This window comes from Methylobacterium sp. EM32, assembly GCF_040593685.1.
In the GTDB taxonomy this organism is placed as follows: Bacteria; Pseudomonadota; Alphaproteobacteria; order Rhizobiales; family Beijerinckiaceae; genus Methylobacterium.
The window spans coordinates 1-14219 of record NZ_JBEXZS010000047.1; the positions used below are offsets into that span (position 1 = coordinate 1).

The 14219-nt window shown below is 73.4% G+C and carries 15 protein-coding genes and 1 pseudogene; 5 read left to right on the plus strand and 11 right to left on the minus strand.

From position 1 onward, the window contains the following. Window positions 1-219 precede the first annotated feature (219 nt). The 7 genes from ABZT49_RS07310 to ABZT49_RS07340 all read right to left on the minus strand — a co-directional run bounded on the left by ABZT49_RS07310 (window position 220) and on the right by ABZT49_RS07340 (window position 5082). Window positions 220-708 carry a hypothetical protein gene (locus ABZT49_RS07310; RefSeq protein ID WP_355284967.1) on the minus strand — a complete coding sequence of 163 codons (489 nt, stop codon included), beginning with the start codon at window positions 706-708 and terminating at the stop codon, window positions 220-222. Between the two features lie 203 nt (window positions 709-911). After that, a complete protein-coding gene (locus ABZT49_RS07315; RefSeq protein ID WP_355284970.1) occupies window positions 912-1832 on the minus strand; it encodes a type II secretion system protein GspK in 921 nt (306 codons plus the stop codon). Next, window positions 1829-2440: a prepilin-type N-terminal cleavage/methylation domain-containing protein gene (locus ABZT49_RS07320; RefSeq protein ID WP_355284972.1), complete on the minus strand. Its 612-nt coding sequence runs from the start codon at window positions 2438-2440 to the stop codon at window positions 1829-1831. The genes ABZT49_RS07315 and ABZT49_RS07320 overlap by 4 nt, the downstream gene beginning before the upstream one ends. A gap of 41 nt (window positions 2441-2481) precedes the next feature. Then, window positions 2482-2898 (minus strand): type II secretion system protein, encoded by a 417-nt coding sequence (locus ABZT49_RS07325; RefSeq protein WP_355284975.1) that lies wholly within the window; start codon window positions 2896-2898, stop codon window positions 2482-2484. Between the two features lie 95 nt (window positions 2899-2993). After that, a complete protein-coding gene (locus ABZT49_RS07330; protein ID WP_355284978.1) occupies window positions 2994-3503 on the minus strand; it encodes a prepilin-type N-terminal cleavage/methylation domain-containing protein in 510 nt (169 codons plus the stop codon). After that, complete coding sequence (locus tag ABZT49_RS07335) at window positions 3503-3982, minus strand: A24 family peptidase (RefSeq protein ID WP_355284981.1); 480 nt, start codon at window positions 3980-3982, stop codon at window positions 3503-3505. The genes ABZT49_RS07330 and ABZT49_RS07335 overlap by 1 nt, the downstream gene beginning before the upstream one ends. Next, window positions 3982-5082, minus strand: a complete 1101-nt coding sequence (locus ABZT49_RS07340; RefSeq protein WP_355284984.1) for a hypothetical protein — start codon at window positions 5080-5082, stop codon at window positions 3982-3984. Before ABZT49_RS07340 ends, ABZT49_RS07335 begins: the two co-directional genes overlap by 1 nt. A gap of 233 nt (window positions 5083-5315) precedes the next feature. Between ABZT49_RS07340 and gspG the strand changes: the two genes are divergently transcribed. Next, the gene (gspG, locus tag ABZT49_RS07345) at window positions 5316-5783 is read left to right on the plus strand and encodes a type II secretion system major pseudopilin GspG (RefSeq protein WP_355284987.1); all 468 of its coding nucleotides are present in this window, start codon (window positions 5316-5318) and stop codon (window positions 5781-5783) included. Window positions 5784-6162: 379 nt separating this feature from the next. Further along, a complete protein-coding gene (gene gspD / locus ABZT49_RS07350) occupies window positions 6163-8214 on the plus strand; it encodes a type II secretion system secretin GspD (protein WP_355284989.1) in 2052 nt (683 codons plus the stop codon). A 108-nt stretch (window positions 8215-8322) separates the two neighbouring features. Here gspD and ABZT49_RS07355 read toward each other — a convergent pair whose 3' ends face one another. The 3 genes from ABZT49_RS07355 to ABZT49_RS07365 are packed head-to-tail and all read right to left on the minus strand — an operon-like array spanning window position 8323 to window position 10467. After that, on the minus strand, window positions 8323-8823 hold the full coding sequence (locus tag ABZT49_RS07355; protein ID WP_355284992.1) for a hypothetical protein: 501 nt from the start codon (window positions 8821-8823) through the stop codon (window positions 8323-8325). 34 nt (window positions 8824-8857) lie between these two features. Then, window positions 8858-9400 carry a GspMb/PilO family protein gene (locus ABZT49_RS07360; protein WP_355284994.1) on the minus strand — a complete coding sequence of 181 codons (543 nt, stop codon included), beginning with the start codon at window positions 9398-9400 and terminating at the stop codon, window positions 8858-8860. Then, window positions 9397-10467, minus strand: a complete 1071-nt coding sequence (locus ABZT49_RS07365) for a hypothetical protein (RefSeq protein ID WP_355284996.1) — start codon at window positions 10465-10467, stop codon at window positions 9397-9399. Before ABZT49_RS07365 ends, ABZT49_RS07360 begins: the two co-directional genes overlap by 4 nt. Window positions 10468-10631: 164 nt before the next feature. On the opposite strand from ABZT49_RS07365, the gene ABZT49_RS07370 reads away from it, so the two are divergent. From ABZT49_RS07370 to ABZT49_RS07380, 3 genes are all read left to right on the plus strand, one after another. After that, complete coding sequence (locus tag ABZT49_RS07370) at window positions 10632-12362, plus strand: GspE/PulE family protein (RefSeq protein ID WP_355284998.1); 1731 nt, start codon at window positions 10632-10634, stop codon at window positions 12360-12362. An 81-nt stretch (window positions 12363-12443) separates the two neighbouring features. Further along, window positions 12444-13658, plus strand: coding sequence for a type II secretion system F family protein (locus tag ABZT49_RS07375; RefSeq protein WP_355285000.1), 1215 nt, complete (start codon window positions 12444-12446; stop codon window positions 13656-13658). A gap of 60 nt (window positions 13659-13718) precedes the next feature. Next, complete coding sequence (locus tag ABZT49_RS07380; RefSeq protein ID WP_355285001.1) at window positions 13719-14036, plus strand: hypothetical protein; 318 nt, start codon at window positions 13719-13721, stop codon at window positions 14034-14036. A 34-nt stretch (window positions 14037-14070) separates the two neighbouring features. On the opposite strand, the pseudogene ABZT49_RS07385 reads toward ABZT49_RS07380, so the two are convergent. After that, window positions 14071-14219 (minus strand): annotated as a pseudogene (locus ABZT49_RS07385) (UTP--glucose-1-phosphate uridylyltransferase); the annotation flags it as partial.

Sequence of the window (14219 nt, forward strand, 5' to 3'; positions counted from 1 at the left end):
CTGGTCACCGGCATCGGTATGTGTCGCATGAGGGCTGCAACCTTGAGAATTCATGGCTACCTCCTCGAGTTCGTCTCGACGAGGACTATGCTGCCCCCGTCGCGAGGGATGGTCAAGAGGGATTTGTAGCCGACTTTTTTGTGCTGCCGCGCTGGAACAAAACCTAAGGAGAGGTTAAGGGCGCCGCCGCCCGGTCGCACCCTCCCCGCCTCGCCGGGGTCACACGACGTGCAGGATGGCGTCCTTCATCACCCGGGCGACGACGTCGCAGGTCAGGGCGCTGGCGGCGCAGTGGGTGACCTGCCGGTCGAAATGGTCGTGGTCGAGGCGCGGGTCGCAGGCGCTGGCGAGGAAGTAGCCCGAATCCGTGATGCTCATCACGTAGACGTCCGAGGCCTGGCCGGTATGCCGGTTGATCAGCATGAACTGGGTGTAGGCCTGCTCGAAATCCGGCCGGCCGCGCAGGGACGGCCCGCGCTCGATCAGCACCCCGTGGGGCTCGAGCTGGCTGCCGGCCGCTTCCAGCACTTCGGCGGCGATGTCGCGCAGGAGCGCCACGCGCCGCGCGTCCTCCGCCGAGAGCGGTGCCTCATCCGCCGGCTCCGGCACGGCGGCGGCCTCGCGCCGCCGGCGCTGCTCTTCGAAGAAGCTCCCGAAATCCGACAGCACCACGTCCGGGCACCGGGGAACCGGCCTGGCCTCCGTCATCGCACCGTGCTCCCTTCGTCGTCGATGTCGTCGTGCACCACGTTGCAAGCTCAACTCGCCAAGTTCAACTCGCCAAGCTCAACTCACATCGGCGCCCGGTCGATCCGGCACGATCTTGAAGAGGGGGGACTTCGCGTTCAGTTCCCCTCGGATACGACGGCGCGGACCTTCGCGAAGGCTGCCCGGATCGGGCCGCGCGACGGTCAGGGACTCACGGTGAGGGCCGTCGCGACCTGCGCGCAGGCGGGATGAAGGGTACCGCCGACGAGATCCGGCGCGACGGTCTGCTGCCAGACGAGGAAGCCGCCGCCACCGAGCGTGACGATCGCGGCGCGCCCGGCGCGGGCGCGGCCCTCCTCGACGACGACCGAGAGGCGAAAGACCTGGCGCGGCGACGGGACCGGGCCGGCGGAGCCCGGCAGGGCGCGGATCGCCGACGGGTTCGCCCGCCGCACCAGGGCGGCGAGGTCGAAGCGGCCGGTCTCGTTGTAGACCGTCAGCACCGGCCGCAGGCGCGCGGCGATGGCGGGCGTCATCGAGGGCAGGCGGTCGATCTCGTCGATGCTGGCGAAGGGCGCGTTGCGCGGGCCCCAGGGCAGGCCCCGGGCGCGGTATTGCGGCAGCTCCGCGCCGCCGCCGGGCTCGGGCGTGTCGTCGGGATCGCGGTAATCGACGATCTCGGCGGACAACGTCAGCGCGTCCCGGTCCGGCACGCCGAGGAGCCGAAAGGCCTCCTCCATCGCCGGGCGCGGCGTGGTGTTGAGGTCGATCAGGGTGCCCTGGTCCTGGAGCGACAGGAAGGCCGTGCGCCCCGGCGCCAGCGGGCAGGCAGTGACGGTGCCGTCTTGCGGCAGGCTGGTGCCGGACCGGCGGTAGGTCCGCCCGAGGTCGAGCTCGTAGGCGATCAGGCGGGCGATTCCGTCCGCCGCACCCTGGAGCCGCACTGCCTCGGCCCGGGCCTGGGCGAGGCCGGTGGCGGAGCGCACCTGGAGGATCGCCGCCGCCAGGACCGCGCCGACGACGATGAAGATCGCCAGCACCGACAGGAGCACGAAGCCGGCCTCGCCCGAGGCGTTCTCGTGCGGGGCGTTCTCGTGCGGAGCGTTCTCTTGCGGGGCGCTCACGGGCCGGCGTCGAGGGCGATCAGGAGGGGGGGCCATCGGCGGCTATCCGCGGGAGGAAACGCGACCTGGATCTCGACGAGGAGCGGCGGCCGGTCCGGCCGCGACCAGGCCGGCAGCCAGAGCGGCGCGGCGCCATCGGTGGGGGCGCCGTAGTAGCGGAAGCTCAAGGCTGCGATCCGCCCGAGGATCGCCTCGCTGCTCGATGGGGCCGCCGGCTGCCCCGCCAGCGCCGCGGCCTCGCTGCGGCTCTCCAGGAGGTCGTAGGCGCCACCAGAGGGGATTGGCGCCAGCGTCATCGCGATCTCGGTCGGGCGCTCGAGGGTCTGGTCGGGGGCGAGCGCGGCGACGATCCCGTCCGGCCCGCCGCGCAGGGTCGGCCGGCGGCCGTCCGGGCGGCGCTGGGCCAGGCTGCCGAGGGTGCGCCGCAGATGGTCGCGGACCGACTGCACCTCCTCGGCCCCCGCCGCCCGCGCCGCCGCGGCCGAGGCGCCGCCGGCGATCCGCACGGCATTGAGCAGCAGCACCCCGACGAGCCCCGCCAGCGCGAGGCAGACCAGGGTCTCGACCAGGGTGAACCCGGCCTGCCGCGTGGCCAAGTCCCGGCTCATCAAGTCCCGGCTCATTCTGTCCCGGCTCATGATGTCCCAGGTCATTCCTTCTTCTCCGGGATCAGCGTGGCGTAGATCGGCACGCCCGAGGCCCCCGTCACCCGGATCTGCCAGAGCGGCGGCACGCGGCCGAGCCCGAGGGCCGGGCGCAGGTCGATGACGGCGAGGGCATAGGGCGTGCCGTCCGAGAACACGCCCTGGACGAGGCCCGGCCGCAGCGGACCCGCGGCGAGGCGGCGCAGGACGACCCCCTCCGCCTCGTCGGCGGCGACGCGGCTCGCCTCGATGCGCCGGACAGCCGCCGCCGCCGTGCCGGCGATCTGGAACGCTAGGATCGTCGCGGCGGCGGCGATGCCGAACGCCACCAGCACCTCGACGGTGGTGAAGCCGTCCTCGTCGCGCGGGCGAGAGCATTTTCCGACCGAGTGGCTGCCGGTTGGGCGAAGAAAATGCGGCATACTCAAAGACCGAGAGCAGCGCCCGGTTGCAACGTGATCGGGCGCTGCTCTCGCGCGCCGCATCGTGCGCCGGAGCCGCGCCCTCACCAGCGCCGTCATGGCCCGTCCTCCCGCCGCACCCGGCCGGTGAGCGCGCTGACCGACAGGGCCCGGCGCGTCCCGCCCCCGGCGAGCAGGATCCGCCCTCCGGTCGAACTGCCGTCGGGCAGGAGCCGCACCTCGCCCGGCACCGGCCGGCCGACCGGGCCCGGCTCGACTGCCACCGCGAGGCCGCCGACCGGGATCGGCGGCGCGCCCGGGCGGGAACTGATGAAGACACGGCCTTGCGGTTCGAAGGCGAGGCGCCCGGCCCGGCCGGTGCGGATCGCCTCGGCCCGCAGCCGGCCGATCTCGGCCGCGACGGTCTCGGAGACGAGCAGGGTGCGCCGGTCGAGGGCGCCGGGGCCGAGGGACTGGAACGCCACCCCGCCGGCGAGCCCCATGATCGCCATCGTCACCAGCATCTCGACGAGGGTGAAGCCCGCCCGAGTGTCGCTCTCTTGGGTGAAGCTCTCTTGGGCGAAGCCCGCTTGGTCGACGCTCTCTCGCCCCCCGCTCGCGACCATCAGCCGGCCGGCCCGATCAGGAGGGCGGCGTGGAGTCCGAGCGCCAGGAACGGCCCGAACGGCAGGGCGGTCTCGCGCCCGACCGCCCGCCCGGCCAGCGCCAACAGGCCGATCGCCGCCAGCGCCGACAGGCTGGCCGCCAGGATCAGCACCGGCAGGCCGGCGAGCCCGGTCCAGGCGGTGGCGGCGGCGATGAACTTGACGTCGCCGAGTCCGAGCCCGATCCGGCCGCTCGCCCGGGCGTGCAGGGCGCGCAGGGCCCGGAACAGCCCGTAAGCGAGGCCGGCTTGCGCGAGGCCGAAGCCGATCCCCTCTGCCCCGTCCCGCCAGCCGGCGAGGCCGAGGCCGAGGATGAAGAGCGCGAGGTTGAGCACGTCCGGGATGATGCGGCGGCGCAGGTCGATCAGGCTCGCCGACAAGGTCAGCGGCAGCGGTAGCAGGGCGGGCAGCACCGCGCCGGCGAGGAGGGCGGCCGACATCAGATCCGCCCGGCCGGGCGCGCCCGGGGCGCCGCCGGCGCGAGGGCGAGGATCCGGTCGGCGGGGATCCGGGACGGATGGGCCGGGGCGGGACGGACCGGCTCCGCGGGCGGCGCGACGGGCGCCGGGGGGCCTGCGGGAGTACCCGGCTCGGCAGGGCGTGACCCGGGTTCGGCGAGACCGACCGCCGGCAATGCGAGAGCCGCCGCAGTGTCGGCCAGGGTGGCCCTGGCCCCGCTGAGGCGGATCGCGGGCTCGGCCAGGACGTCCGCCGATGCCGGCATCAGCGCAGGGTCCGGTGCCAGGGCCCGTGCCGGCGCTGAGGTCTGTCCCTTCGAGGTCTGCCCCTTCGAAGCCCTCGCGACCTGCCGCACGCTCCACTCGCGCAGGTGCAACCAGTAGAAATAGGCCGCCAGCGAGGCCGCCAGGACGCCGGCGACCCACAGGGCGAGCAGCAGGCCGGCGGGGACCCGGCCGTTCAACTCGCGCATCAGTCCGAGGGTGAAGGCGGTGTACCAGGACACGCCGGAGACCGCGCCCGAGACCAGGAAGACGCCGGTGCGCATGCCCGATACGCCGTCGAGCATCGGCCGGCCGATGTCGCGCAGCACGCCCGGCAGCACGACAGCGTGGATGACGAGGCCGTTGATGGTGAGCGCCAGCACCACCACGATCTTGGCCCAGAGCTTCGGGTTGTCGAACTTCTCCGGCGATTCCAGCGCGTAGACGGCGAGGAAGCCGAGCCCCGAGAGCCAGAGCAGGCTGAGGCCGACCGAGACCACCTTGCTGATGAACAGGAAGATCCGGGCGATCTCGCCCGGCAGGCTGCCCCAGCGCATCCAGCGCAGGATCCAGAAGTCGAGCATCGTGGCGCCGCCGAGGCCGAAGGACAGGCCGAGGAGATGCAGGGCGACGAGCAGCGTCAGCACCCGGACCGGCGGGAACGGCGCCGGCAGCGGCACCGTCAGCGGCTCGGCGGCCAGCGCCCCGCCGCTCAGGAGCGCCGCGAGTGCGAATCCCGCGATCGCCAGGCCGGCGATCCTTCGGCCGCGCCGGCGGCGTCCACCCGCGCGGGCCGCGTGTCCGGCTGAGCGGTTCATGCGTCTCCCCTGCCCTGTCCTGGAATACAATCCTCGCCCGAACGCCCCTGCCCCAAGGCCTCGCGGTCGCGAGTCGCAATCCTGGCCGGAATTGGATAACAAATCCCGACTTTTCATAACAAATCCCGGCTTGGGCGGCCTGCCGCCGCTCCGTCAGCACCGGCAGTGAGGGCTTCTTTACGAAGAGACGGCACCCTCGCGCACCGATCGTCCATTCGCGTCGAGGCCGCACGATGTTCACCACAACGCAACCGGATCGCGCGGAGCCGCGCGAGACCCGGCTCCACGACCGGCAGAACCGTCAGGCCGGCTTCTCCCTGGTCGAGCTGCTCGTCGTCCTGGCGATCATCGGCATGATTGCCACCATGGTAACGCCGCAGGTGCTGGGTTACCTCGGCCGGGCCAAGGGCGAGACGGCGCGCATCCAGGTCAAGAACATCGCCCAGGCGGTCGAGCTGTACTACCTCGACCTCGGCGCCTACCCGACCTCCCAGCAGGGCCTTCAGGCCCTTGTGCAGCCGAGCGGACCCGGCTGGCGCGGCCCCTACGTGCGCGACGCCCGCGGCCTCACCGATCCGTGGGGCCACGCCTATCTCTACCGCTCGCCTGGAACCGCCGGCACCCCGTTCGAGGTCTACAGCCTCGGTGCCGACGGCAAGGCCGGCGGCAATGGCGACCAGGCCGACGTCGCGAGCAACTGACGGCCCCTGCCGTGCGACCGTCGGACGATGCGGCTCAAAGCTCCGCCCTCCGCCGGTCGCGCCGGCCGTCAGGAATGATGACCCGGCGCCTTTCGACAGTCGATCGCCCGGGTCCGACAATCCGGTTCCGGATCCGAACGGTGTGATCCGGTCGTCGGCGCGGTCGCGCGGTCCGGTTCTTGTTGCATGATCCTGGCTGACGTCGTGCCGTGATACCGCCCGGGCGTAAGATCGCTCCGGCATGATGCACGCGGAGGCTGCAACTCCGATGCGCAGGCATTGCGGGAATCAGGTCGCCGCGGCTGCTTCAACTCCGCATTAACCATAACTCTCCTAACGTTCGCCGCATCGGCAAGCAGGTGACGGGGACGGCGGGGTGATGATCAGAGGTGCGCCTGTCCTCGCCCTGGCGCTCGCCTGCGGCTGTGCGCCCGCCCGCGCCGCGGAACCGATCGGGCATGCTGGCTCAGGGTATGCCGGCGCCCGCGACGCCGGTGCCCTGGTCCTGCGCGGCGACGACCGGCTGATCGGCGGCGAGGCCCCGGCCCGGGAACCGATCGCCGGCGGGCCGGTGAGCCTCAACCTCGTCGAGGTGCCGCTGCCGGTGGCCGCCAAAGCGGTCTTCGCCGACACGCTCGGCTGGGGCTACAGCCTGGACGAGCGCGCCTCCGGCACCATCACCCTGCAGACCGGCGGAGCGGTGAGCCGCGAATCGCTGCTGCGGATGTTCGAGACGGCGCTGGCGAGCCGGGGCCTGTCCCTGCGCCGCTCCGGCCGCAGCGTGCAGATCGTGCCGGCGGGCGGCACTCCCGACCTCCGCCCGGTCCAGGGCGTGGGCGCCGAGGCGGGCGCGGTCGCGGTGCCCCTGCGCTGGATCTCGGCCGCCGAGATGCAGGCGATCCTGGGCTCGGTGGCGCCGCGCGAGGTGGTGCTGCGGGCCGACCGGGCGCGCAACCTGCTGATCCTCTCCGGCGACGCCAACCAGATCCGGGTGCTGCGCCAGACCATCGCGGTGTTCGACGTCGACTGGATGCGCGGCATGTCGACCGCGATGGTGCCGGTGCGCAGCGCGAACCCGGTGGCGCTCGCCCGCGACCTGACCCAGATCTTCGGCGGCGAGACCGCCGGCTCCGGCGACGTGATCCGCTTCATCCCCAACGAGGCGCTGAACGCGATCCTCGTGGTGAGCTCCCGCGCCGTCTATCTCGACCGCGCCCGGGCGCTGCTGGCGCAGCTCGAGACCCTGGCCGCCGACCGCGAGCGCCAGCTCTTCGTCTACCGGATCCAGAACCGCTCGGCGAAGGAACTCGCCGCCGTGCTCCAGGGCGTGGTGATGGCGGAGATGGGCGGCGCCTACGGCATGTCCGGGATGGGCGGCTATGGCGGCGGCTACGGCGGCGGGCTCGATTCGGGGTTCTCGGGTGGCGGCGCCGGGATGCGCCGGGACGCCATCGGCATCGTCGCGGACGACGCCAACAACAGCCTGGTGATCTCGGCCACCCGCAACCAGTACGACAAGATCCTGCGCATCCTCGGCCGCCTCGACGCGATGCCGACCCAGGTGCTGCTCGAGACGGTCATTGCCGAGGTGACGCTCAACGACAACCTCGCCTTCGGCGTGCAATGGTTCCTCAAGGAGCGCGGCAGCCGCTTCAACCTCGCCAGCACCGAAACCGACAAGTACGCGGTGACGAGCGGCACCGCGGGCCTGATCACCTCGGCGATCCGCGGCGTGCCGGGCTTCAACTACCTGCTCGCCGGAACCGACTTCAACGTGGTGCTGAACGCGCTCCAGGGCGTGACCCGCGTCAACGTCATCTCGTCGCCCAACATCACGGTGCTCGACAACCGGACCGCCAAGCTCCAGGTCGGCGACCAGGTCCCGATCATCAAGCAGACCGGCCAGAGCGCGCTCACCGCCGGCGCGCCGATCCTCAACCAGATCGAGATGAAGGATACCGGCGTCATCCTCTCGGTCACGCCGCGGGTGAACAAGAACGGCCTCGTCGTGCTCGACATCAACCAGGAGGTCAGCGACGTCGTCCCGACCACGACCTCGACGATCGACTCGCCGACGATCCGCCAGCGCCGGGTCGCGACCAGCGTCGCGGTGAATGACGGGCACAGCCTCGCCATCGGCGGCATGGTGCAGGAGAAGGCGCAGATCACCAACGAGAACCTGCCGGTGCTGAGCGACCTGCCGGTGATCGGCGCGGCCTTCCGCAACCGGGTCGACCAGCGGGTCCGGACCGAGCTCCTGGTGTTCATCCGTCCGCGGGTGATCCGCGGCACGGTCGAGGCCGACCGCATCTCCGAGGATTTCCGCCAGCAGTTCCGCGCCATGATGCCGGTGCGCCCGGTCCTGCCGCCCCCGCCCCTGCCGGCGGCGCATCAGGGCTCGCAGGGGATCCTGCGGCGGATGCTGGATTGAGGGGTGGTTCGCCCGTCCCCGCGACGGCATGAGTCCTTCTCCTGCCCTTGTGCGGAGGGGAGGGTTCGGGGCGCGTCGGAACCGGTCTGGCCCGACCCCGCACCCACCTCACGGCCGCAACGTCTGCCCCGCCTCCGGCACCGGCTTCGCACCCACCGGCCGCAGGGTCGCCGGCGCGCCGAGGAAGGTCGCGATGTAGCGGCGCTCGCCCTGGGCCAGGGTGACCTGGTCGCGCCCGATCGCGGTGACGCGCCAGTCGCCCCGTCCCTCGCCGCGGGCAAGCCAGGCCTGGGTGCCGCTGCCGTCGTCGATCAGCGCCCGCGCCGCCGCGCCGTCGAGCAGGATGCCGCGCACGGTCAGCACCGGGCGCGGCGGGTCGCCGTCCAGGATGTCGCGCGCCCCCCGGGCGGTCCAGGGACGCCGGCCGGGATCGAAGAGCGGGCGCTGCACGGCGGTCTCGTCCGCCGGCGGCATCGCCGCGGCGGCGCGGGGCGGCAGGGGCGCCGGGCCCCCGTCGACCGGCCAGGCGAAGGCGGCGAGCATCGTGCAGGCCGCCAGCGCGCAGGCGAGGCGGGGCCCGTGCCCGGTCGCCGCCAGGGTCGCGCGCAAGTGAGGTCCGATCCGTCCCACGGAAGAGGCGTCCTTACGGTGTGGTCCTGGCGGCATCGTTCTTGGTGGCCGGGGCGGGCAGCAACACGCCGCGCACCGTCAGGGTGAGGCGCATCACGGTGGCGCGTCCGATCTCCGGATCGGCCGGGCGCTCGATCCCGATTTCGGCCTCCTCCGGCACGATCAGGGGAGCGCCCGTCTCGAGCGCCTGGAGCAGCCCGTGCAGGCCCTCCGCGGAGCCACGCAGCGAGGCCGTGAGGCGCGGCAGGGTCGGGCGGGCCGGATCGGGCTGGAGCCCAGCCCCGTCGACCAGAGCGACGCGCTCCGCCGCCAGCGCGTCGAGGCGGGCCCGGAAGGCGACGACGAGGCCGGCCTCGTCCGTCGCCGACAGGGGCGGCGTTGACGGCGGACTGGCGGAAGCGGCTTGCGCCCGGGCGAGACGCTCGCGGGCGAGCGCGATGTCGTCCTGAGCGCCGAGCGCGTCGAGCACCGGCCCGAGCGAGAGGGCGGCCACGAAGACCAGTCCGGCGAGGCCGAGGAGCAGCGGCCGCCCGGCCAGCGACAGGGTCGGACTCACGGCCGGGCTCCGGTGCGGCGCCGCAGCGCGACGACGAGGCGCTGGCCGCCCTCCGCCGGCCAGTCCTGGCGCAGCTCCGGGGCGCCGAAGCCCGGCAGCCGCGCCAGGGCCGCGAGCACCGTCGGCGCGTCCGGAGCCAGAAGCGTCAGTTCGAGCCCCGCCGGCGTGAGGCGCAGGAACTCCGCCGAGACCGTGCCCGGCAGCGCCGCCGCGACCGAATCCCACACCCGCGCTAGGGAGGGACCGCGCTCGGCGAGGATCGCGGCGGCGCCGGCCTGGACCGCCGGCGGCAGGCCGGAGGAAGCGGCCCGGCGGGCAGTGACGAAGGCGTCGTCGAGGGCGGCGAGCGTCGCCGCCTGGTGCTGGCGCAGGCCCAGGAAGGCGCCGAAAAGGAACAGGCCGGTCGCCGCCACGAGGACGAGGTTGCCGGCCTTGCGCAGCAGCGACGGCAGGGCGCGGTGCCCGCTCGACAGGAGGTCGACCGGCATCGTCCGGTCCTCCGCCGGCCCGACCGCGACGACGCTCGCCTTCATCCCCGCCCCCGCCAGGGCCTCGAGCAGAGGGACGAGGCGGGCGCGCTTGAGCACGACGTGGCGCACCCGCAGGGTGCGGGTCGCCGCGTGCTCGCCCTCGACGTACCAGTCGGAGAAGACCTGGTCGGCGCGGAACGGGGTCGCGGCCTCGAGTTCCTGGGCCAGCACCGCGCGCATCCGCGGCAGGGCCGCCCCCGGCAGCTCCAGGGTGCGGATGAAGCAGGCGGCGGGATCGACGATGATCTTCGCGCGGGCGTCCGGCCGGCCGCCGCGGATCGCCGCGATCCTGTCGGCGAGATCGTCCGCCTGGAGGTCGAGGCGGTAGGTCCGATCTTGCCCGTCGCGCCGGTCGATCACCGCGACGCCGGTCTCGCCCGGCGCTCCGAGCCGCAGGGTCAGGAGCGCCGGCTCGCGGTCGGCGCGGACCTCGCTCAGGCCGAGGAGGTGCGAGGCGGCGTCGAGGCCGGACCGGAGCGAGGCTCCGACCGACGACAGCAGCCCCGGGGCCGGGGACGAGAGGGAGGGCGCGCGCAAGACCGGTCGGCTCCGGCGTCCGCCAGGAAGCGGCGGGCGTCGCCACGGTCTCTAACGCAGCGATATTTCCGTCCGCTTAAGGACGTCGCGCGAGAATGCGCCCCTGCTTGCCCGCGCCGGCCGTCTCGGCCGGGCTTCCTCTCGTCTTTCTCTGGGTCAGGACGATGCTGAGCATCTGGGCGGGCAAGACCCGGCCGCGGCGGGCGCGGGCCGACCGGCGCGATGCCGCCCGCAGCCGCAAAGACGACCTGCGCGCCTTCGTCGACCGGCTCGCCGAGAGCGACGTGCTCGACGCCGCCGGCCACGAGCGGGCGCTCGCCGCCCTCGACGGACCCAGCCGGCGCCCCCTGCCCCTGCTGCTCACCGAGCTCGGCCTCGTTCACGAGACGACGCTCGTCACCGCCCTCTCGGAGGCGACCGGCCTGCCGATCCTGCGCCAGGAGGACCTGCCGGGCGAACCGGTCATGCCGGACCTCCTCTCGCCCGATTACTGCGCCCGCGCCCGGGTCCTGCCGCTCGCCGCCGAGCCCGACCGCCTCGTCGTGGCGCTCGTGGACCCGTTCGACGGCGAGACCACCCGGGCGCTGGAGCACCTCCTCGACCGGGCGGTCGCGCCCTGCCTCCTCGGGCCCGGCAGCTTCGAGCGGGCCCACCGCGCCGTCTACGGCGACGTCGCCGAGGAGGGCGAGGCGGGCGGCGACGACGACCTCGCGCGCCTCGCCGACGTGGCGAGCCAGGCGCCGATCGTGCGGCTCGCCGCGCGCCTCGTGCGCAAGGCCTTCGAGCTCTCGGCCTCCGACATCCACCTGGAGGCGGAGGAGGCCGACATGCGGGTGCGCTACCGCGTGGACGGCGTGCTGGTCGAGTCCGAGCGGCTGGCGAAGTCGGTCCAGCTGGCGCTGACCACCCGCATCAAGATCCAGGCCGGCCTCAACATCGCCGAGCGGCGCCTGCCCCAGGACGGGCGCATGCAGGCCCCCGACCGCGGCCAGGACGTCGACATCCGCGTCTCGACCCTGCCGACGGCCCACGGCGAGAGCGTGGTCCTGCGCGTCCTCGACGGCTCGCGCCGGGTCGAGGACTTTTCCGCGCTCGGCTTCGACGCGGCGGCGATCGGCGAGATCGCCGCGATGACGAGCCGGCCGAACGGCCTCGTCCTCGTCACCGGCCCGACCGGATCGGGCAAGACCACGACGCTCTACGCCGCGCTCCGCCGGATCAACGGCCCGCACCTCAAGGTCGTCACCGTCGAGGACCCGGTTGAGTACCGGATGGCCGGCGTCAACCAGGTCCAGGCCCATCCGGGCATCGGCCTCGACTTCGCGGCGGCGCTCCGCTCGATCCTGCGCCAGGACCCGGACGTGGTGATGGTCGGCGAGATCCGCGACGGCGAGACCGCCCGCATCGCCGTGCAGGCGGCGCTGACCGGCCACCTCGTCATCTCGACGCTGCACACCAACTCCGCCCCCGCCACCGTAACCCGGCTGATGGACATGGGCGTCGAGCCCTACCTGATCGCCGCGGTCCTCAACGGCGTCGTCGCCCAGCGCCTGGTGCGGCGCCTCTGCGGTGCTTGCGCCGAGCCCAGTCCGGCGACGCCGCAGGAGCGCCTGCGTCTCGGCATCCCGCCCGACGCGCCCTTGAGCCTCAAGCGTGCCCGCGGCTGCCCGTCCTGCAACGGCACTGGGTATCGCGGCCGCATGGTCGCCTCCGAGATCATGACCCTGGACGGCGAGCTGCGCGGGCTGATCGCCAACCGCGCCGACGAGCAGACGCTCACCGCCCGGGCGCGCGCGGCCGGGATGACGACCCTCGCCGATTGCGCGCGGGCGCGGGTGCTCGACGGCGAGACCACCCTCGACGAGGTCGGGCGGGTGCTGGAAGGAATCGTATAGTGTCTCTCACGAAACTCCCGATCACCGTCATGGCTCGCTGTTGCACGTCGGCGCAGCGGGAGTTGCGTGAGGTGCACTGACATGCCGCGCTTCGCCTACAAGGCCTATGCGGGGGATGGGCGCTCCCGCGCCGGCACAATCGAGGCTGAGACCCGGCAGCGTGCCGTGGCGCAACTGCGATCCGACGGGCTCCAGGTCTACGAGATCGAGCAGGCCGCTGTCGGACCCGCGCCGTTCTGGCGTCGCGACCTGTTCGGGCGCGACCGGGTCAACGACGCCGCCCGCATCGCCTTCCTGCGCGAGTTCGGCACGCTGGTCGGGGCTGGCCTCACCGTCGACAAGGCCCCGCGCCTCGTCGAGCGCCAGGCCGGCCCGGCCCTCAAGCCGGTGCTGGCCGACCTGCTGGAGCGGGTGGTGGCCGGCGCCTCGCTGTCGCGGGCGATGGCGGCCCACCCGCAGGCCTTCCCGCGCGACATGGTCGACATCGTGCGGGCCGGCGAGGCCACCGGGACGCTCGTCGACGTCGTCGGCTCGCTCACCGCCTCGATCGAGCGCCGCGACGCGGTCCGGCGCCATCTCTCCTCGGCGATGATCTACCCGGCGCTCCTGATCGCGATGGCGGTCGGCACCGTGGCGATGATCGTCGGCGTGCTGGTGCCGGCCCTCGCGCCCCTCTTCGAGGGCAGCGGCCAGGCGCCCCCCTTCGCGATCCGCGCCGCCGGCTGGCTCGGCGACACCCTCGCGGCGACCTGGCCGTTCCTCCTCGGCGGCCTCGCGCTGACGGTCCTCGGGCTCGCCCGGGCCTGGCGGATGCCCGCCTTCGCGGCGGCGCGGGCGCAACTGGCGCTCCGCCTGCCGCTGGTGCGCGAGATCGTGGTCGGCATCGAGTGCGGCCGCTTCTGCCGGGTGCTCGGCACGCTGCTGACCGCCGAGGTGCCGATTCCCGACGCGGTGGCGGCGACGCGGCCGCTCGCCGGCAACCGGGTGTTTCGCCATGCCCTCGACGAGGCCGGGCGGCGGCTGGCGGAGGGCGGCAGCCTCGCCTCGGGGCTCTCCTCGCTCAAGCCCTACGCCGCCTCGACCCTGAACCTGATCGCCAGCGGCGAGCAGGTGAACCGCCTCGGCAGCGTCCTCATCCACGCCGCCGAGATGCACGAGACCGAGACCCGCCAGCGCATCGACCGCCTGCTCGCCCTGCTCACCCCGCTCGTGACCGTGGCGATCGGCGGCCTGATCGGCGGCCTGATCATCTCGGTGATGGGGGCGATCCTGAGCGTGGGGCAATTGACGCAGTAGGGAGGAGGGATCTCGCTCGAACGCCCGCGCGTTGGCCGCGCTCCTGACCAGGGGAGCGCCGTGTCCGCCGATCGCCGACGATTGTCCCTCCTGCTCGCCGCCTGCGCCGTCTCGGCCGTGCCGGCCGCGGCGCTCGCTCAGGGCCGCCCCTCGACACTCGACATGACCTGCGGCCAGGCGCGGGGCTTCCTCGCGGCCCGGGGCGCCGCGGTGCTCGGCACCGGCGGCTACACCTATGACCGCTTCGTGCGCGACCGCAGCTTCTGCGAGCCGACGCAAGTGACCAAGAGCGCCTTCGTGCCGACCCGCGACACGCCGGAATGCCTCGTCGGCTACCGCTGCATCGAGCCCGGCCGCAACTGGTTCGACGACGAGTAGGCGGCCCCGCGCCCGGGCGCGGGGCCTGGAGCTTTCAGCCCTTGGCCAGCAGCGCCTCGATCTCCTGCTTCAGCGCGTCGCGCAGTTCCGGCCGCTCCAGGCCGTAGGCGAGGTTCGCCACCAGGAAGCCGAGCTTCGAGCCGGTGTCGTAGGTCTTGCCGCGATAATGCATGCCGTAGAACT

What these genes read in the sequence shown, in the direction of transcription:
- ABZT49_RS07310 (WP_355284967.1), bottom strand. Translation starts at nt 708, where the DNA reads ATGACGGAGGCCAGGCCGGTTCCCCGGTGCCCGGACGTGGTGCTGTCG.
- ABZT49_RS07320 (WP_355284972.1), bottom strand. Translation starts at nt 2,440, where the DNA reads ATGAGCCGGGACTTGGCCACGCGGCAGGCCGGGTTCACCCTGGTCGAG.
- ABZT49_RS07325 (WP_355284975.1), bottom strand. Translation starts at nt 2,898, where the DNA reads ATGCCGCATTTTCTTCGCCCAACCGGCAGCCACTCGGTCGGAAAATGC.
- ABZT49_RS07330 (WP_355284978.1), bottom strand. Translation starts at nt 3,503, where the DNA reads ATGGTCGCGAGCGGGGGGCGAGAGAGCGTCGACCAAGCGGGCTTCGCC.
- ABZT49_RS07335 (WP_355284981.1), bottom strand. Translation starts at nt 3,982, where the DNA reads ATGTCGGCCGCCCTCCTCGCCGGCGCGGTGCTGCCCGCCCTGCTACCG.
- ABZT49_RS07340 (WP_355284984.1), bottom strand. Translation starts at nt 5,082, where the DNA reads ATGAACCGCTCAGCCGGACACGCGGCCCGCGCGGGTGGACGCCGCCGG.
- gspG (WP_355284987.1), top strand. Translation starts at nt 5,316, where the DNA reads ATGTTCACCACAACGCAACCGGATCGCGCGGAGCCGCGCGAGACCCGG.
- gspD (WP_355284989.1), top strand. Translation starts at nt 6,163, where the DNA reads ATGATCAGAGGTGCGCCTGTCCTCGCCCTGGCGCTCGCCTGCGGCTGT.
- ABZT49_RS07370 (WP_355284998.1), top strand. Translation starts at nt 10,632, where the DNA reads ATGCTGAGCATCTGGGCGGGCAAGACCCGGCCGCGGCGGGCGCGGGCC.
- ABZT49_RS07375 (WP_355285000.1), top strand. Translation starts at nt 12,444, where the DNA reads ATGCCGCGCTTCGCCTACAAGGCCTATGCGGGGGATGGGCGCTCCCGC.